The sequence below is a fragment of the Lysobacterales bacterium genome (genome assembly GCA_014946745.1).
Taxonomy (GTDB): Bacteria; Pseudomonadota; Gammaproteobacteria; order Xanthomonadales; family Xanthomonadaceae; genus Aquimonas.
Genome location: JADCRD010000001.1, coordinates 1,029,486 through 1,046,948 on the forward strand (window position 1 = coordinate 1,029,486; position 17,463 = coordinate 1,046,948).

The window sequence follows — 17,463 nt, forward strand, 5'->3', positions numbered from 1 at the left end:
CGGATTCTTCAGCCACGGAGGCCATCGCATGCCCGAGATCATCAACCCGCGTGAGCACGATCTGGGCGGGTTCAAGGTGCGCCGCGCCCTGCCGCACGCCAACCGTCGCCGCATCGGGCCTTTCGTGTTCTTCGATCACATGGGCCCGCACACGTTTCCGCCGGGCGAGGGCATCGCCGTGCGGCCGCATCCGCACATCGGGCTGGCCACCGTGACCTGGCTGTGGGAAGGCTGCATCCGTCATCGAGACAGCGTGGGCAGCGTGCAGGACATCCAGCCCGGCGATGTCAATTGGATGATCGCGGGTTCTGGCATCGCCCACTCCGAGCGCAGCCCGGAGTCACTCAAGGATCGCGCGCACCCGCTCCACGGCCTGCAGACCTGGCTGGCCCTGCCGGTCGAACAGGCCGAGATGGCGCCGGCCTTCGAGCACCATCCGTCCTCCTCGCTGCCGCGCCAGTCGCAGGAAGGTGTGGAGCTGACCTGCGTCGCTGGCCACGGCTTCGGTATGCGCTCGCCGGTGAGCGTGCAGTCGGACACGCTGTACGTGGCGATCGAGATGCAGGACGGCGCCGAGCTGGCGATTCCGCCCGAGCACGTCGAACGCGCGCTCTATCTGGTCGAGGGCGAGGCCGAACTCGACGGCATGCCGCTGCCGCCCTGGGCGCTGGTGGTGCTGGACGAGGGCAGCACGCCGCGCCTGCGCGCGCAGGGACGGGCGCGACTGATGCTCTGCGGAGGGGCACCGTTGGGCCCGCGCTTTGTGTGGTGGAACTTCGTCGCGAGCAGCCGCGAGCGCATCGAGCAGGCCAAGCAGGACTGGGCGGAAGGCCGCTTCGCGCAAGTGCCCGGCGAGAGCGAATTCATCCCGCTGCCGGAGCGCTGAGTGCACGCGCCTTGCAGGCTGTTGAAAAGCAGCCTGCGAGCCCGGCCAGGGATGGCCGGGACGACGCAGCAAGCGCGCAAGCGATGGATGTGTCGTGAGGCGGTACGGACCTGCGCCGGACCGCCGACTTCAACAACTCCCCGGAAGGGAGTTTTTCAACACGCTGCCAGCTCGACTACAGCGCGCCGGCGCGTTCCAGCGCCTCGATGCGCAGGCGCTCGCGAGGGTCGAACCACCGTTGGCGCAGCGCCTCCACGTCGGCGGGCGCCGTGCCACTGACAGCCAGCAGGCGCTCACGTTCGCGCGCATAGGCCGCGAGTCGCGATTCCCACGCGGCGCGCTCCGCGTCCAGTGCATCGAGACGCGCGGCCGCCTGGGCGCCCCACAGCGCGGTGCGCTCGGCGCGGCGCTGCTCTGCGGACAGCGCCAGCGCATCGAACTGGCGAGACTGCTCCTCGACCAGCGCCGCGGAGCGCGCCTCGCGTTCGAGGGCGGGTAGCGTGTCCCAGGCGTCTCGCGAAGGGGGATGCTTCGCTGCCGCCTCAAGGCGTTCCAGCGTGCGCGCATCGTAGTCGCGCGCCTCGCCGAACATCGCCTGCGCGGCCTCGCCAAACCACTCCCGCTCCAGCGCGCGACGCGCGGCAAGCGTGTCCTGCAGGCGGGCGGCGGGCGGCAGCGCGGCCAGCGCCTGCCGGAACGCGACATAGCGATCGAAAGCCGCCAGCACTGATGCCTCCGAAGCGTTGCCCAGCCGCTGGCTTGCCTGTTCGGCGATCAGGCGGCGGATCGCCGCTTGATCGAGTTCCCCCAGCAGGGCGAGGTGGTACTCGAAGAAGCGCACCAAGCCGGCATCCCACTGCAGCCGGCCGTCTGCGCCCTGTCGCAGTTCGCCGTCCACTTCGCTGCCGCGCAGCGAGCTGCGCGCCAGCGTCTCCGAGCCGTGCGTCTGCGCTTCCGGGCCGAGTGAAGGGATGTCCCTGCCCTCGGTCGAGGGCCTCGGATCGATCAGAGCAGGAGTGCCGCCCGGCCTGAGCGCGACCTCGGTGGTGCTGCGGGTGGCGAAGGCGGCAGCTGAGGGGTTCTGCGTCGGCCGCTGCGGCAGCATCAACATCACACCCAGCACCCACAGCCCCAGCACCGCGCTGCTGGCCAACCCCAAGCGTCGCCGCGATGCCGACGCCGTGACCGACGCCGCCTCGGCGTGCGTGGCGTGCCGCTGCCACCGCAGGCCCACGCGTCTCACAGCCCTGCGTTCTTGAGTCGGTTGGCGTGGGCGCGCAGCACCGCTTTCGGGTCGGGCGTGAACCAGCGGGTCAGGCCCAGCACCTGGTTCACCTGATCCAGATGGTTCCAGGGGTAGTCGTTGCGCAGGACCACGCCGAGGTGCGAACTGCAGCGGCCGACCAGGCCATCGTTCTGCTCGAAGCCGAAGAACAGGCTGCCGGCGCCCAACAGTGGGTCGCTGGCATCCAGCGCGTGGGTGAGCACTGCCGTGCCGCCCCAGCTGTAGTAGCGGATGCCGTTGACCACGGCCGCGCCTTGGCCGCAGGCGGTCGCCGGCATACCCTGCGGAAAGCGCCGGTTGAAGTCGGCGGCACCGCGCGAGGACAGCGAGGCCAATGCACCCAGCGCGTTCTGCGGATCGCGGCTGCCGGACAGGAACTCGATGAAGCCCGACAGCGCGTTGACAAAGCCGGCCACCAGCGGCCGCAGCGGCGAACCCACGGGCAGGGTCGTGTCGAGCGCATCGGCCACCTTGCTGCCCGTGTGCGGCGCGCCGATCGACGTGATCGAGGCCACCAGATCCGGCCGCACGGCAGCGACGTAGCGGATGGTGGGCCCGCCGTGGCTGTGGCCGATCAGGTTGAACTTCGCGTGGCCGTGGATCGCGCGCAGGCTGTCGAGCTGGCGGATCAGCTGCTCACCGCGCACCTCGCTGAAATTGCTGGCGGAGACATCGGCGATGTAGACCCGCGCCCCGCCCGTGCGCAGGTCGGCGGGCATGCCGTACCAGTAGTCGTACACGCCCAGCAGCGAATCAAAACCCAGCAGGCCGTGCACCAGCACGATCGGATGACGGGTCTGGGTGTAGCCGCTCTGCGCAAGCGCGGCGGTGGATAGCAGGCACAGCAGCAGGGCCGCGAAGGCGGCGCGGATCGAACGTACGAACATGCTTCCCTCCCCGAAAGCGTGTCGATGCGGTGTTCGGCGAGCGGGCGGCGTGTTGTTGTGTTGGCCTGCCGCGCGCGCCGGTCGAGTCCGTTCGCGTGAGTCCCGGGCGGACCCTACGCAGCCGTAGGGAGAGCATCAAGCTGCGCTGCAGCGAAGCGCAGCACGCGTTTGTGACCGAACTGTTAAAGTTCCCCGCCAATGCGCTCCGCGCTGAACCTCAAGGACACCGCCATGCACAAGCCGATGCTCCTGGCTGCGCTGCTCACCTTCGCTTCCGGTTTCGCCCAGGCGCAGACCGCGCCGCCGCCCGCGGAAGGCGTGGTGCCGATCACCTATGTCGGCAGCAATGGCCGCATCGGCCTCGGTGTCAACGACGACGGCGACGTGAACGCGGAGTTCCTCGGCTTCTTCGCCCACCGGGGTCACGCCACCGGCATGGTCGAAGGCTGGTACGGGCAGGGTGGCGCCGGCGGTGTGAAGCTCGGCTACCACTGGCTGTGGGGCGGCCGCACGCTGGACCAGGTCATCGCCGATCCGACCGGCGCCAGCGTGGCCAAGGTGTTCGCGGCGATCGACCGCAACGTGATGGGCGACCGCAAAGCCAGCCTCGGCTTCGGCTGGGAGCGTGAGACCTGGTTCGGCGACCTGTACGTCTCCGCGGGCCTGACCGACGAGCGTCTGGTCGATACCCGCAGCGTGGTCAACGTCAGCACGCTCACCGGGACCACGGCCGCAGGCCGGCCCTTCACCCAGCAGCGCACCCTGACCACGATCACCCGCGCTTTCGAGCAGGCCTATGACCAGGGCGTCGGCGCCCGCTTCGGCCGCTTCTTCGAAGACGCCCAGCTGCGCCTGCAGGCCGGCTTCGACCGCGAGTGGGGCGATTTCAGCTCGCACCAGAACACCTTCAGCCTGGGCGTGGAGAAGTTCATCCCCGGCACCGGCCACAGCATCGGCGTGAGCCTGGAGGCCCTGCGCCGCGCGGGTGACTTCGTGCTGGACCGCTCGGACACCCGCGGCCTGCTCAGCTGGCGCTATGACTTCGGCGGCGCCCAGGCCTACCGCGCCGTGGAGCCTTACCGCGACGTGGAAGTGGTGACCGAAGTGGAAGTCACCGGTGAGCCCCAGCTCGTCCGCAACGAAGTCGGCATGGACGCGGCGACCTACTTCAAGCTCGATCGCTTCAGCCTGCAGGATGCCGATGCCTCGCAGCTCGATGCCCTGCTGGCGGCACTGAAGTCCGACAGCCGCGTCTCGCGCATCCGCATCGTCGGTCACACCTGCGATCTCGGCCGCGAGGCGTACAACCAGGGCCTGTCCGAGCGCCGCGCGCGTGCGGTGGCCGAGTTCTTCGCCGGCCACGGCGTGTCGATCGAGGAGATGGACATCAGCGGTGAAGGCGAGGCCGCGCCGCGCTTCGCCAACGACAGCGAGGCCAACCGCGCCAAGAACCGTCGCGTCGACGTCAGCTTCCTCAGCGTCGAAGAGCGCACCGTGCCGGGCGCCGTGCGCAAGGAGCAGCGCAGCGAGTGGAAGCGCGAGCCGGTGGAGGCCGCGCCTGCCTGGATCGAGCGCGCCCTGCGCAATCCGGCCGCGCACAAGCGAGCGGTCGACGTGTATCGCTTCGAAGAGGTCCAACAGACCGAGCAGCTCGGCCCGCAGGTGCTGGTCAACCGCGCGCCGCTGGCGGCCAACGACAGCGCCACCGTCGATCGCAACGCCAGCGCCGTCAGCATCGCGGTGCTGGGCAACGACAGCGACCCGGATGGCGATACGCTGACGATCACGGCGACCACCGCGCCGGCCAACGGCACGGCGACGATCAGCGGCCGCAACGTGCTCTACACGCCGCGCGCTGGCTTTGTCGGCAGCGACAGCTTCGCTTACACGATCAGCGACGGTGCGCTCACCGCCACGGCGACGGTCAGCGTGACCGTGCGTGCCGCGCCGCCGGTGGCCAACCCCGACACCGCCAGCACCGTGCGCGGCACGCCGGTCAGCTTCAACGTGCTGAGCAACGACAGCGACCCGGCCGGCGAAGCGCTGAGCCTGGTCGCCGTCGGCACACCGTCGAACGGCAGCGCCAGCTTCAACGCCGCCGGCGTGGTCACCTACACCCCGGCCGCTGGCTTCGTCGGCAGCGACACCTTCAGCTACCGCGCCCGCAATGCCTCGGGCGTGGAGGTGGAAGGCCGCATCACCGTCACCGTCACCGCGGTGCCGCCGCGCGCCCTGTCGGACGTGGCCACCACGCCCTACAACACGCCGATCACGGTCAACGTGCTGGCCAACGACACCGACCCCTCGGGCGACACGCTGACCCTGGTCGCCGTCACCGGCGTCAGCAATGGCACCGCGAGCTTCACCCCGAGCGGCAGCGTCACCTTCCGTCCGGCCGCCGAGTTCTTTGGTGGTGTCGTCACCCTGGGCTACCGCATCCGCAACAGCGCGGGAGGCGAAGACACCGCCAGCCTCGTGATCACGGTATCGCCGCCGGTGGGACCGATCGCGGTGGCCGATGAAGCCCTGACGCCGGGCGTCACGCCGGTGGAGATCGACGTGCTGGCCAACGACAGCGACCCGCAGAACCTCGCCATTCGCGTGGTCTCGGTCAACCGCGGCTTCCGCGGCACCACCACCCTGCTGCCGAGCGGGCGCGTGCGCTACGTGCCCAGCGACACCTGGTGCGGCACCGATCTGTTCACCTACACCATCGCGAACAGTGCCGGTCTCACCGCCACCACCACGGTGATCGTGCGCCGCATCGCCGGCAGCTCGTCCGCCCCCGGCGCCGAGCCCAAGAGCTGCTCGATCCAGTAAACCCACGTCGACGGCGGGCCGCGTTGCAGCGGCCCGCCCTCGCGCGGCGCTGAGGTCAGCGGCGGAGACGGGTGCCGATGCGTCGAACTTCCATCGCTGGCCTGACCGCGCTGGCCTTGCTCGCCTTCGCCGGCAACTCGCTGCTGTGCCGCGCGGCGCTGCGCGACACCGCCATCGACCCGGCCAGCTTCACCCTGCTGCGCATCGTCTCGGGCGCCCTTGTACTGGCCCTGCTGATCGGGCTGCGTAGGCCGGCGCAGCTGCGCGCCGGCAGCTGGGCTTCCGCTGCCGCGCTGTTCGCCTACGCCATCGCTTTCTCCTACGCCTACATCGGGCTCAGCGCCGGCACCGGGGCGCTGATCCTGTTCGGCGCGGTGCAGGCCAGCATGCTGGGCTGGGCCCTGCTGCGCGGCGAGCGTTTCGGCGCGCTGCAGATGCTCGGCTTTGCACTCGCCATCGCCGGTCTGGTGGCGCTGCTGCTGCCCGGCCTGTCCGCACCGCCCTTGGGTTCGGCCCTGTTGATGCTGCTGGCGGGCGTCGCCTGGGGCGTTTACAGCCTGCGCGGCCGAGGCGCGGGTGATCCCGCGGCCGCCACCGCAGGCAACTTCCTGCGCGCCGTGCCGATGGCCGGTGCCGCCCTCGCGCTCGCCCTGCTGCTCGCGCCTGATGCAGTGCAGATCGACCTGTCGGGCAGCCTCTATGCCGTCGCCTCGGGCGCGCTCACCTCGGGCCTGGGCTATGCGATCTGGTACCGCGTCCTGCCGCAGCTGCGCGCCAGCGCCGCCGCCACCGTGCAGCTGAGCGTGCCGGTGATCACCGCGGTGGCAGGTGTGATTCTGTTGAGTGAACCGGTGAGCCTGCGGCTGGTGCTGGCCTCGGCGGCCGTGCTGGGGGGTGTGGCCCTGGTGGTGCTTTGGCCGAGGAGATAGGACTCCGCCCGCGATTTCGGGTCTGGCGTCGAACTCGTGCTCGTTGGCTGCGACCGGGCCTCCATTGGCCGAACCAAGGGCGACTGCTTAGCAGTGATCAGAGGAACGCAAACTCAGTTCTAGCTGATCGAGCTGGTCGGTCAGAAACACTCTGCTGCCCTCATCGACCACACTTTGAATCAGTGCGCGACTCTCCTTAGCCGACTCCAGCGCCTCCTCGGTGCGTAGCTCAAGCTGAGCCTGCACGGCCTTTAGCCAGAGTAGCTGCGCGCGCAGATCGACCCAATGCTGGCCGATGTGAGGTAGCCACGCCGCGAGCAGCTCAGGATCGCGCGCGCAAGCTGCAGCGTATGTCGCCATCAGCAGGGCAATGCTCGTTGCCGAGGCGCCTTCTGCTGTAGCGAACTCTTTCGCCAGCGAGAACGCGTAGATTCTCGCGGTGGTCGCATCGCCCTCATCAATCGCGCGCAGCCCGGCAAGATAGGTGTAGCCGGTTCGAATCGGCGGCTTGATCGATTCCAGCTCCGAGGCGTGTGGCAAAAGCGAGCGGGGCCACTCGCGCGGACGTACGCCGTCTCGGCTCAGGTTCACCACCTGCTGTAGCTGTTGTCCCGCCAGATAGCTGCTCGGCGACAGAGCCAGGTCGAGAAGCTGGCCACCATCACTGCGTATCCCCGCGGTGCTGAAGGGCAACAGATTCAACAGTCCAAAGTAGCCAGCACTGATCAGTGCCAGCCACCAGAGGCTGTTCGCGAGTCCGACGCCCGCGTCCTTTGGCATGACCACACAGATCAGCAGGGCGGTGGCGAAGTTGGTGGCTGGCCCCGCGGCGACGTGGATCGCCACCTCGCCTCGACTCATGCATCGGTGTCTTGGTGGAAGCATGAAGACATAGCCCAAGATCCCGCGAAGACCTCGCTCCCACCTCGCTTTCCACTGATGCGACTGGCGCTCCCAATGGATCGGCCCCAGGCTGAATCCGTGCAGCTCCATGCCCACGGCAAGTCCGGCTCCGGCATGTCCCAATTCATGCAGCGCGACGTGCGCGGCGCAGATCGGAAGCAGCAGCGCAAGGGCGATCCATGCCTCGCTGCTCGATAAAGGGTCAATCAGCGCTTGGTAACTCAAGATCAGAGTCATGCCGCCCACCACACCGATGCCGACCTGCACCAGAAACGAGCCCAGCGCCCTCAGCCAGTTGCCTCGGCCCCTCGGCTTCTGCTTTCTGGGCAGCAACTCGCTCCCAGCTGCGTCTTCAGTCGTCATTGGCTTGCCGTCGAGGGAGGGGCGGGGCGTGAGGTCGGTGTCAGAACTGCCGCCTCACCCAAACCCCCGCATTGCTGTCGTCCTCCAGCTGGCCGAAGAAGCGCTGCACGCGGCCGCCAAAGACGTTCGCGCTCGCTCCGAGCAGCCACTGGTCGCTCAGGCGATGGCTGGCGGTGAGGCGCAGCCAGCTGTCGTGCTGGTCGGTGGAGTGGAAGGCGATGGCGCTCAAGTTCAGGCGATCGCGCAGGGCTTGTCGCGTGATCCGCAGCGAGACCAGACGGCGCGATTCGCCGTTGAGGGGTGAGAGGTTGCCGGGCTCGCCGTCGTGGCGCTCGGCGTAGACCTGCAGGCCGATGGTCAGCTTGGGTCGCCACTCTTTCTCAAAGGCCGCCATCGCGGCGCTTTTGTGCGGCACGCGCGCGGCGACGGTTCCGGGGCTCGCGCCCAGTTCGGCGCCCGACCACTCGCGACCGGCCTCGAAGGAGGCGATGCCGCCGAATACAGGCCCGCGCAGACTGAAGCCCGCGCTGTCGCGGCGCAGGTGGCTGGGTCGACCCTGCGCATCGGCGCCCAGCGGCTGCTTGTCGAAGCCGCGGTAGGCGTACAGCGCGTACTCCACGCCTTCATGCCTGCGATGCAGACGCAGGCCCCATTCGCTGCCGCCCGGCTCGCTCGCGTCGATCAGATCGCGGCCGCCGACGCGCTCGCCGCTGCGCGCATCGAAGAAGCCGAGACGCTGGCCATCGATGTAGCGGTCGGGCGTGAAGCGCGGCGTCCAGGCGAGATCGACGCTCAGCGCATCGAAGCGCCAGTCGAGCCGCAGGCTGTTGGACGGCGCCTTGAAGTAGAGGTCCTCGCCGCCGGCCAGCGGGGTCTCGAAATCCTTGGGAAAGCGGTCGTTGATGAACAGCAGATCGCCCGTGCCCCAGGACAGCACCTGGCGGCCGATGCGCGCGTGGCCGCGGCTGCCGACCGGCAGGCTGAGCATGGCTTCGCGCAGGTCGAACCAGAGGCCGTCTTCGATGCCATCCGCATGCACATCGAGCTTGGCGCTCAGCTGCGCGCGTTCGAGCTCATGGCTGACTTCGATCTGGCCCTTCAGCTCGGCGCGGCTGGCGCGCGCATCGAACAGCGGGTCGCGGTCGAAGCGGGTGCTGTAGGCGGCTTCGACGTAGCCGCTCCACTGGGTGGGAGATTCCTCGCCCCAGTCGTCCCAGTCGTCGCTCTGCGCGATCACTGAAGACGACAGGCCGAGCGCCAGCAGCGCGGCCAGCGGCTGCAGACGCAGCGCTGCACTCACGGGCGCAGCCACTGCTGGGGCGGGTTGCGCAGGGCGCCGGTGCCGAAGGCACTCTCATCGAGACCGATGTCGTACTGCGGGTTGCGCATTTCCATGAGCGTGCTGCTGCCGGAGCGCAGGTCGGTGACCTGGCTGCGCACCACGGTCGGGTGGCCTTGCACCACGGCCGTCTCCAGCGTCTCGATCTTGCGGAAGAGCTCGCCGTCGGCGTTGTAGTACTCGGCGCGGATTGGTAGGAAGGTCTTGGCATCAATCACTGCGTGCGAGTAGGCGAACTCGACGCTGTCCGGTTGCTTGGGATCGCAGCGGATGACGATCTCGCGCTCGCCCTGGCTGACGATGGAATGCCAGTCCAGCGCCGGGTTGCGGCCGCTGATGTCCTCGTAGAAGAAATCCGAGCCGACGAAGCTGGTGCGCTTGTCGCCGGCCGAAATGCGCTTCTCCAGATCCAGCGCCGGCAGGTAGAGCCAGCGGTCGTCGTCGCGCTCGGTCTTCTTGTTGACCAGAAACGCCGTGCCGCGCACGTCGGCCGGGCGCGAGAACACCACCAGGAAATCCTGGTCGCCGCCGTCTTCGATATCGCGGCGCAGGATCGTGAACACGCGCTGCTGCTGTTGGCCGCGGCCATCGGTGATCAGCATGCGCGCGAGGCTGCGGCCGTCGTCGCCAGCGTAGCGTGCGGCCTGCTGGGCCTTCGCCACGATGGCTTCGGCGCGTGGATCGACGTCGCGAGCCTGCGCATGGCCTGCAGAGAGCGAGGCCAGCAGGGCGAAGGCGAGGGTCTTCAGTACGGGCGTCATCGCATCATCCTCTTCAACATCCATCCATTGCCGGCGCCCAGCAGGGCCGCCAGCAGGTACAGGCTGACCACGGCCGAGAGCGCCATGATGCCGGCCAGCAGCCAGCCCACCGTGATGTAGGGCACCAGCGGCGCGAACAGCAGCGGCGTGAAGCCCACGGCGATCACGATGGCGTTGCGGCTGATAGCCAGACCCGGCTCGCGGAACAACGCGTCCAGCGTGGCTTCGACGTCTTGCAGTCGGCGCGCAAGGTCGCGCGCACGCTGCAGGAAGTGGATCGCGAAGTCCACGGCAAGCCCCAGCGCCAGCGCCGACAGCACCGCGATGGGCATGTCGTAGTCCTTGCCCAGCCAGCCGACCAGGCCGTACAGCACGGCGATCGAGAGCGTCAGCGGCAGCATGGAGAGCAGGCCCAGCGGCAGGCTGCGGAACAGCACGATCATCATCAGCAGCACGGTGAGCCACGCCCCCGCCAGGCTCCAGGCCATGCCGTGCACCATCTCGCCCTGCCAGACGCGGTTCAGATGCGTCTTGCCGGCCCAGCGCGCGCTGACGCCGGTAGGCAGCGGATGCGCCGCGAGGTGCTCGGCGACGAAGGCTTCGACCCGGCTCATGTCCTGGTTGTCGCCGCTGGTCATCTGCAGCCAGACCAGCGCGCTTCGGTAGTCGGGGGTGACGAAGTGCCAGAGGTCCTGCGGCCGGTGCGAGCCCTGAAACTGCAGCAGGGTCTGGGCGACGCCGGCCTGGCTGTCGGGAATGCGCTCCTCGGACGAATCGCCGCCGCGCAGCTCGCGGTGCACGGTCTTGACGATGTCGGTGACGGCGTTCGACTTGCCGACCAGGCCTGAATCATCCAGCGCCCGCTGCAGCTGTTCGATCCAGCGCAGCAGCTCGGGCTGCTGGAAGCGCGCCAGCTGGCTCTGGGCGGCTTCGATGCGCGCGGTCCAGTCCTCGATCAGGCCGAAGTCGGCGTCGCTTTCGTCGATGGCGTCCTGCGCGGCACGCAGCGCGTTCGCCGTCTCAGGCTCGGACTGCAGGGCGGCGAGCACCGCTTCGCGCAGCGGGTCCGCCGGCAGCGCCGACCAGTCGCGCGTCCAGTCTGCGCGCAGGGCGTCCACGTCCTGCTCCAGCACCAGCCAGGCGTCGTAGGTGCCGGCGAAGTGGGCGTTGAGCGCGCGGTCGGCCACGCGGATCTCGTGGCTGGCCTTGAACCAGCGCACCGGGTTGTCGTTGATCTCGATGCGCAGGATGCCGAACACACTGAACGCCACCGCCAGCAGGGCCACACCGAGCACCAGCGGCCGATGGCTCTGCGAGCTGCGGCGCACGAAGGCCAGCGGCGTATACAGTCGGCTGCGCTGGGTGTCGACCGCGGCGATGCGCGCCAGCGTGGCCGGCGACAGCCGGCACAGGAAGGCCGGCAGCAGGGTCAGGGTCAACACGAAGGCCAACAGGATGCCGAAGGCCACGAAGGCGCCGAACACCTGCACCGGCGGGATCGGCGTCAGCAGCAGCGAGGCAAAGCCCACCGCCGAGGTCAGGCTGGTGTAGAGCATGGGCTTGAACAGATCGCCCAGCACCTCCTGCATCACCGCACCGGCGTCGTCGCCGGGGCGATAGCGCTCGGCAAAGTCCGACTGGATGTGGATGGCATCGACCACCGCGATCGGCATCAGGAAGATCGCGATCATCGAGCTCATGATGTGGACCGGAAACCCCAGCCCGATCAGCGCGCCCATGGTCACGATCACGCTGCCCATCGCCACCAGCATCGGCCCGGTGACGAACAGCGCGCTGCGGAAGAAACCCCACATCAGCAGGAAAATCACCAGCCCGGCCAGCGGCGCGCAGATCGCCATCTGCACGAACATCTCGTAGCCGAAGGTGTCTTCGGCCACCGGCAGGCCGGTGATGTGGAATGCATCTTCGCTGTCGAGCGCGTCGATCAACCCGCGGATCTCGCCGGCGATGCGATGGCTCTCGTTCTTGTCTTCGATCGGCACGTACAGCGCGGCGGCGCGTGCGTCTTCCGAGGCCAGAGTCCCGTAGGCCTGCGGCAGACGCTCGACGGCGGCGCGGATCGCCTGCGCTTCGGTCTCGGTCGTGGGCGGCGTACGCATCAGCCACTCGAAGCGCACCGTGCCCGGCCCGCCCTGGGTCACGTTGTCGACCTCGGCCAGCGACATCAGATCGACTTCGACCACGCCCTCGATGCGCTTCACCTCGGCGCTCAGCGCATGCAGAGCCGCCAGCGAGCGCGGGGTGTAGATGCTGCCCTCGCGGGCGATGACGCCGACCACGATTGCATCGCTCAGCCCGAAGCGCTGTTTGGCGGCGTTGTGGAACACGCGCTCGGGCTGGTCCGTCGGCAGCATGTTCTCGGGGTCGGTGTCGATGCGCACCTGCGGGAACTGCAGCAGGGCGAACAGGGTGATCGCCAGCGTGGCCGCGAACACGGGCCAGGGACGTTCGATGCAGACGCGCCAGAGCGCGCGCAGGGCAGGGGACATGGAGACGGGTCTCGTCGAGGCGCACAGGCGCCGTTGCAGGGCGCGAAGTCTAGCGGCTTCGCGCCCGCTCTCGCCCCCGGGATCGGCGACGCGCCGCTTTCGCCTGCGCGTGATCAGGGCATGCAGCGAACCGCGTTGGCGCTCTCGTCTGCCACTGCCTCGGAGGGCGGCTCGGCCGCGCTAAAGGCGCTGTAGCGGCAGACGTGCACTGCCGCGCGGCGCGCGCTTATCTGTTGGTTTGCGCGGGCAGCGTCGCGGACCCGCAGCCGGGACGGGAGCTCATCTGCGCCTGCAGGAACGCTTCGACCTGATCGAACTGGCGGGTCGGGGAGGCATGGTCGCCATCGACCTCGATCAGTGCGCGCGCATGCGCGTAGCCCGCCGCGTCAAGGCGGGCCATCAGGCGCTTCGCCATCCATAGCGAGGGCCACATCTCGTCTTTGTCAGCCGCGACCAGCAGCAGCGCCGCTTGCATGCGCTCCACCGGAATGCGCGCGGCCTCAGCCTCGGGCTGCGCAAGCACGCGCTGCATGACCGCATGAAGATTGCCGCCCAGCAGGTCCAGCGTGGCCGACCATGGCATCGGCGCGAACGGAAGGGGCTGTCCGTCCTTTGACCACGAGGACGTGGTCATGGCGTCGGTATGCGCCGGAAACACCGTATCGCCGGGCGCCAGCGCGATCACCGCATCGATGTCCGGGTAGTGGGCCGCCATCGCGAGCGCAAGCTCACCGCCTTTGGAGCCGCCCAGCAGGATCACGCACTCGGAACTGACGCGTGGATCCTGCTGGGCGTTCTGGATCGCTGCGTGCACCCCGTCGAGCGCGATGCGATCGAGTGCGGCCGGCGTGTTGGGCAGGCCGAAATAGCCGATCGCGAGGAAAGCGTAGCCCTGATCGAGAAAGCGCTCGCGCTGCGGTTTCCAGAAATCGCGCGTCCAACTGTTGCCACCCTCGGCGCCGCCGAGCCCGACGATCAAGGGTTGCGCGCCTCTGTCGCGGGCGAACAGCTGGGCATCGACCTGACCGTGGCGGGCTGGCAAGGTCTCGGTATCGAAGCTGTAGACGTTGTAGAGCACGTAGGTCACGGCGACTGCGACCATCGCGAGCAGGGCGGCCAGCACCCACAGGGACGTCTTCAGCAGTAGCGACGGCAGGCGACGTGGCATGTTCTTGGGCTCCGCTGGGTGGATGAGGTGCTGGGGCAAGCGGCGAGGGCGCGTGAGGTTTGGCGCTGGGCACTGCGCGGCCAAGGCAGCCGCGATCCGCCGCGTGGGCGGAGGGCAATACCTAGTTCGGCGGCGGGGGCTCCTGCCAGAAGAACACCTCATCGACGCCGCGCTTGAACACTCGCGCCAAGCGCATGGCCAGCTCCAGTGAGGGCGCGTAACGCCCGCCCTCGATCGCGATGATGGTCTGGCGGGTCACGCCGACCGCGCGCGCCAGCGCTTCCTGCGAGAGTTCCCCGTGCTCGAAGCGCAGCCGCCGCAGATGGTTGCCGATTGGCGTAGCGCTCATGCCGCGCCCTCGTCGGCGGCTTTGGCGTCGCGCGCATACAGCCAAAGGCGGGCGATGGCGTCGGCAAGCGTCGATGCCAGCAGGGCAAGGATCAGCGCGTGGGCGATGGACGGGTGCGAGAGCTCGCCGATCCAGCCTTCGCGGATGAAGCCGAGTGCAAGGATCTGCACGATCAGTACCGCCACCAGCGCGTAGTGCGCCGCGCGCAGTCCAAAGGTGCCGATCCAGGCGTCGCGCTCGTCCGTGCGTGGCTGCGGTTCGCGGGCGATCCAGTAGGCAATGAGCGCAGCAGCCACCAGGGTCCAGCTGTCGATGCCAAGCGCGTGCACCGTGGGCGTGTGCATCACCATGCGCGGACCGATGTGCCACATCGCTGCCAGCAGATGACCGGCCACGATCGCCGTGCCACCCAGAGACACCCACAGCTGGCGCTCGGGCGTGCCAGGTGCCGCTTCAGCCAACAGACCCCAACGGCGGCGCACGGCCAGCGCGGTGCTGAGCATGATCAGCGCGCCTCCGACTCCCGCCGGCAGCGGCAGTCGGCCGGCAAGCGCCGCCAGCGCGAGGCCAAGGCAGAACGCTGAAATCAGGACGCACAGGATCTTGAGCATGTGTCTGGTTTGGCGGACGTTGTGTCCGGTAAAGCGTACATATGCGCACCGGGTCCGGCAAGGGCGCGATGTCTGCATCGCAGGGCTCTGGGATTCCGCTTGTCCTGTTTCGGTTGAGGCGTCAGCCCGCGATCGCAGCCGCGGTGTCTTCCTGCGCAGCCTCGCGCTGCTGCAGCCGCCACATCTGCGCGTAGTGCCCGTCGGCGGCCAGCAGCTCGGCGTGTGTGCCTTGTTCGATGATGTGGCCGGCGTCCATCACCAGGATGCGGTCGGCAGCCATGATGGTCGACAGGCGATGCGCGATGACCAGCGTCGTGCGGCCCTGCTGGATGCGGTCGAGCTCGGCCTGGATGGCGCGCTCGGATTTGGAATCCAGCGCCGAGGTGGCCTCGTCGAAGATCAGGATGGCGGGGTTCTTGAGCAGGGCGCGGGCGATGGCGACGCGCTGCTTCTCGCCGCCGCTGAGCTTCAAGCCCCGCTCGCCGACCGGGCTGTCGTAGCCCTCGGGCAAAGCGCTGATGAAGTCGTGGATGTGTGCCGCACGGGCGGCGTTCTCGACCTCTTCATCGCTGGCGTCGACCCGGCCGTAGCGGATGTTGTAGCGGATCGAGTCGTTGAACAGCACGGTGTCCTGCGGAACGATGCCGATCGCCGCGCGCAGGCTGTCCTGGGTGTAGTCGCGCAGGTCGAGGCCGTCGATGCGGATGTGGCCGGATCCCACGTCATAGAAGCGATACAGCAGCCGCGCGAGCGTGCTCTTGCCGCTGCCCGAATGACCCACAACCGCAACCGTGCCGCCGGCCGGTATCTGGAAACGGATGCCGTGCAGGATCTCGCGGCGCTCGTCGTAGGCGAAGCGCACATCCTCGAACTCGACCACCGGGCGCGTCGCCTGCAACACGCGGGCGTCGGCGCGGTCCTGCACCTCGCGGTTCTCGTCCAGCAGGTTCCACAGCTTTTCGATGTTGGTCAGCGCCTGCTTGACCTCGCGGTACATCATGCCGAGGAAGTTCAATGGCGCGGCCAGCTGCAGCAGGTAGGCGTTGACCAGCACCAGATCGCCAACGGTGAGCTCGCCCGAGACCACGCCCGAGGCCGCACGCCACATGAGCGCAGTGACACCGATCGAAATGATCGCGTTCTGGCCGACGTTGAGCACGGCCAGCGTCTTGTAGCTCAGCACCTCGGCCTCTTCCTTGGTGCGCAGGCTGGCGTCGAAGCGCTGGGCCTCGTGCTCTTCGTTATTGAAGTACTTGACTGTCTCGTAGTTGAGCAGCGAATCCACGGCCGAAGCGCTGGCGGCAGTATCGGCCTCGACCGAGGCGCGATAGAACCGGGTGCGCCACTCGGTGACGCGGATGGTCCAGATGACGTAGGCGACCAGGGTGATGCCGGTGATGATTGCGAAGCCGCTGTCGTAGAGCACCACCAGAACGATAGTCACCAGGGTGACTTCGATGATCGTCGGGAAGATGGTGTAGAGCGTCCAGTCGAGCAGGTCGGAGATCGAGCTGCCGCCGCGCTCGACGTCACGGCTGACGCCGCCGGTCTTGCGGTTCAGATGGAAGCGCAGGCTGAGCGCATGCAGGTGGCGGAACACCTTCAGCATCACCGTGCGCGCGCTGCGCGCCATGACCCGGGCGAACACGATCTGCCGCAGCTCGGTGAATACGCGCTCGGACAGGCGCGCCGCGCCGTAGGCCAGCAGCAGGCCGACCGGCAGCACGAGCATCAGGCTGGCGGCGTCGGACGGCAGGTTCAGCCCGTCGACCAGGTTCTTCAGAATCATCGGCACCGTCAGCCCGGCCAGCTTGGCGGTCAGCAGGCAGGCCAGCGCCAGCGCGATGCGGCCGCGGTAGGGCTTGAGAAACGGCAGCAGGGTGGCCACCACCGCGCGGGTGGTGCGACGGTGGTCAGCGGCAGGGGCGGGGGTATCCATCGCGGCAAGGTGAGGGCAGGACGCCCGTCGCGCAAGCGCCAAACGCGAAGCGGGCGCCCAGGGCGCCCGCTTCGGAGTCTCCAGCGCGGGCGCCAAGCGCCCGCGTGTGGCTCAGGCGTCCAGTGCGGACAGAACGGCCTCGGCCGACGACACCTTGAACTCGCCGGGGGCTTCGACGTGCAGCAGCTTGACCACGCCGTCCTCGGCATACAGCGCGAAGCGCTTGCTGCGCAGGCCCATGCCGAAGGCGGTGGCGTCGAGCTCAAGGCCGAGCGCCTGGGTAAAGGCGCCGTTGCCATCGGCCAGCATCATCAGGCCGTCCGGCGTGCTCTGGCTCTTGCCCCAGGCGCCCATGACGAAGGCGTCGTTGACCGCCATGCAGGCCACTTCGATGCCGCGGCGCTGGAACTCCTCGAACTTCTCGACGTAGCCCGGCAGGTGCTTGGCCGAGCAGGTCGGGGTGAACGCGCCAGGCACCGAGAACAGCACCACCTTCTTGCCCTTGAAGATTTCGTGCGTCGTTACCGCCTGCACGCCGTCGCGCAGCAGGTTCAAGGTGGCTTCGGGGAGGGAGTCGCCGATCTGGATGCTCATGGGCTGCGCCTGTGTGGGGGTGAACGGGCGCACAGGGTAGCCGGAAAGCGTGAAAGACCGGCGAGGAGGCCGCGCCGAGTTCGCGTGGGCTACCCTTGGCGCCCTCGTCCTGCCCGGAA

At 68.6% G+C, this 17,463-nt stretch carries 14 protein-coding genes; 3 read left to right on the top strand and 11 right to left on the bottom strand.

Annotated elements, in window-relative coordinates; translation table 11 throughout:
• The first annotated feature begins 28 nt into the window (after window positions 1–28).
• A complete protein-coding gene (locus H4O13_04230; GenBank protein ID MBE5314592.1) occupies window positions 29–886 on the top strand; it encodes a pirin family protein in 858 nt (285 codons plus the stop codon).
• Window positions 887–1,061: 175 nt separating this feature from the next.
• On the opposite strand, the gene H4O13_04235 is transcribed toward H4O13_04230, so the two are convergent.
• Together H4O13_04235 and H4O13_04240 are read right to left on the bottom strand one after the other, a co-directional pair.
• Window positions 1,062–2,120 carry a hypothetical protein gene (locus H4O13_04235; GenBank protein ID MBE5314593.1) on the bottom strand — a complete coding sequence of 353 codons (1,059 nt, stop codon included), beginning with the start codon at window positions 2,118–2,120 and terminating at the stop codon, window positions 1,062–1,064.
• A gap of 5 nt (window positions 2,121–2,125) precedes the next feature.
• Window positions 2,126–3,058, bottom strand: a complete 933-nt coding sequence (locus H4O13_04240) for a triacylglycerol lipase (protein ID MBE5314594.1) — start codon at window positions 3,056–3,058, stop codon at window positions 2,126–2,128.
• A gap of 231 nt (window positions 3,059–3,289) precedes the next feature.
• Here H4O13_04240 and H4O13_04245 point away from each other — a divergent pair, with 231 nt between their 5' ends.
• Window positions 3,290–5,878, top strand: coding sequence for a tandem-95 repeat protein (locus H4O13_04245; protein ID MBE5314595.1), 2,589 nt, complete (start codon window positions 3,290–3,292; stop codon window positions 5,876–5,878).
• 77 nt (window positions 5,879–5,955) lie between these two features.
• Window positions 5,956–6,807, top strand: coding sequence for a DMT family transporter (locus H4O13_04250; GenBank protein MBE5314596.1), 852 nt, complete (start codon window positions 5,956–5,958; stop codon window positions 6,805–6,807).
• 87 nt (window positions 6,808–6,894) lie between these two features.
• Here H4O13_04250 and H4O13_04255 read toward each other — a convergent pair whose 3' ends face one another.
• The 9 genes from H4O13_04255 to H4O13_04295 form a co-directional block, all read right to left on the bottom strand.
• A complete protein-coding gene (locus H4O13_04255) occupies window positions 6,895–8,073 on the bottom strand; it encodes a hypothetical protein (protein MBE5314597.1) in 1,179 nt (392 codons plus the stop codon).
• 40 nt (window positions 8,074–8,113) lie between these two features.
• Window positions 8,114–9,373, bottom strand: coding sequence for a hypothetical protein (locus tag H4O13_04260; protein MBE5314598.1), 1,260 nt, complete (start codon window positions 9,371–9,373; stop codon window positions 8,114–8,116).
• Complete coding sequence (locus H4O13_04265; protein ID MBE5314599.1) at window positions 9,370–10,173, bottom strand: outer membrane lipoprotein-sorting protein; 804 nt, start codon at window positions 10,171–10,173, stop codon at window positions 9,370–9,372. The genes H4O13_04260 and H4O13_04265 overlap by 4 nt, the downstream gene beginning before the upstream one ends.
• Window positions 10,170–12,683 (bottom strand): MMPL family transporter, encoded by a 2,514-nt coding sequence (locus H4O13_04270; protein MBE5314600.1) that lies wholly within the window; start codon window positions 12,681–12,683, stop codon window positions 10,170–10,172. Before H4O13_04270 ends, H4O13_04265 begins: the two co-directional genes overlap by 4 nt.
• Window positions 12,684–12,909: 226 nt before the next feature.
• Window positions 12,910–13,851, bottom strand: coding sequence for a hypothetical protein (locus H4O13_04275; GenBank protein MBE5314601.1), 942 nt, complete (start codon window positions 13,849–13,851; stop codon window positions 12,910–12,912).
• A gap of 121 nt (window positions 13,852–13,972) precedes the next feature.
• Entirely contained in the window at window positions 13,973–14,200 is a 228-nt protein-coding gene (locus H4O13_04280) for a helix-turn-helix transcriptional regulator (protein ID MBE5314602.1), read from the bottom strand.
• On the bottom strand, window positions 14,197–14,811 hold the full coding sequence (locus tag H4O13_04285) for a hypothetical protein (protein MBE5314603.1): 615 nt from the start codon (window positions 14,809–14,811) through the stop codon (window positions 14,197–14,199). Before H4O13_04285 ends, H4O13_04280 begins: the two co-directional genes overlap by 4 nt.
• Before the next feature lie 121 nt (window positions 14,812–14,932).
• Window positions 14,933–16,750 carry an ABC transporter ATP-binding protein/permease gene (locus tag H4O13_04290; GenBank protein ID MBE5314604.1) on the bottom strand — a complete coding sequence of 606 codons (1,818 nt, stop codon included), beginning with the start codon at window positions 16,748–16,750 and terminating at the stop codon, window positions 14,933–14,935.
• A 111-nt stretch (window positions 16,751–16,861) separates the two neighbouring features.
• Window positions 16,862–17,344, bottom strand: coding sequence for a peroxiredoxin (locus H4O13_04295; GenBank protein MBE5314605.1), 483 nt, complete (start codon window positions 17,342–17,344; stop codon window positions 16,862–16,864).
• Window positions 17,345–17,463: the final 119 nt, after the last annotated feature.

Excerpts from the sequence above, each read along its gene's own strand:
- H4O13_04250 (MBE5314596.1), top strand. The coding sequence starts at position 5,956 with ATGCGTCGAACTTCCATCGCTGGCCTGACCGCGCTGGCCTTGCTCGCC.
- H4O13_04230 (MBE5314592.1), top strand. The coding sequence starts at position 29 with ATGCCCGAGATCATCAACCCGCGTGAGCACGATCTGGGCGGGTTCAAG.
- H4O13_04275 (MBE5314601.1), bottom strand. The coding sequence starts at position 13,851 with ATGCCACGTCGCCTGCCGTCGCTACTGCTGAAGACGTCCCTGTGGGTG.
- H4O13_04290 (MBE5314604.1), bottom strand. The coding sequence starts at position 16,750 with ATGGATACCCCCGCCCCTGCCGCTGACCACCGTCGCACCACCCGCGCG.
- H4O13_04270 (MBE5314600.1), bottom strand. The coding sequence starts at position 12,683 with ATGTCCCCTGCCCTGCGCGCGCTCTGGCGCGTCTGCATCGAACGTCCC.
- H4O13_04295 (MBE5314605.1), bottom strand. The coding sequence starts at position 17,344 with ATGAGCATCCAGATCGGCGACTCCCTCCCCGAAGCCACCTTGAACCTG.
- H4O13_04245 (MBE5314595.1), top strand. The coding sequence starts at position 3,290 with ATGCACAAGCCGATGCTCCTGGCTGCGCTGCTCACCTTCGCTTCCGGT.
- H4O13_04255 (MBE5314597.1), bottom strand. The coding sequence starts at position 8,073 with ATGACGACTGAAGACGCAGCTGGGAGCGAGTTGCTGCCCAGAAAGCAG.
- H4O13_04285 (MBE5314603.1), bottom strand. The coding sequence starts at position 14,811 with ATGCTCAAGATCCTGTGCGTCCTGATTTCAGCGTTCTGCCTTGGCCTC.
- H4O13_04240 (MBE5314594.1), bottom strand. The coding sequence starts at position 3,058 with ATGTTCGTACGTTCGATCCGCGCCGCCTTCGCGGCCCTGCTGCTGTGC.
- H4O13_04280 (MBE5314602.1), bottom strand. The coding sequence starts at position 14,200 with ATGAGCGCTACGCCAATCGGCAACCATCTGCGGCGGCTGCGCTTCGAG.
- H4O13_04265 (MBE5314599.1), bottom strand. The coding sequence starts at position 10,173 with ATGACGCCCGTACTGAAGACCCTCGCCTTCGCCCTGCTGGCCTCGCTC.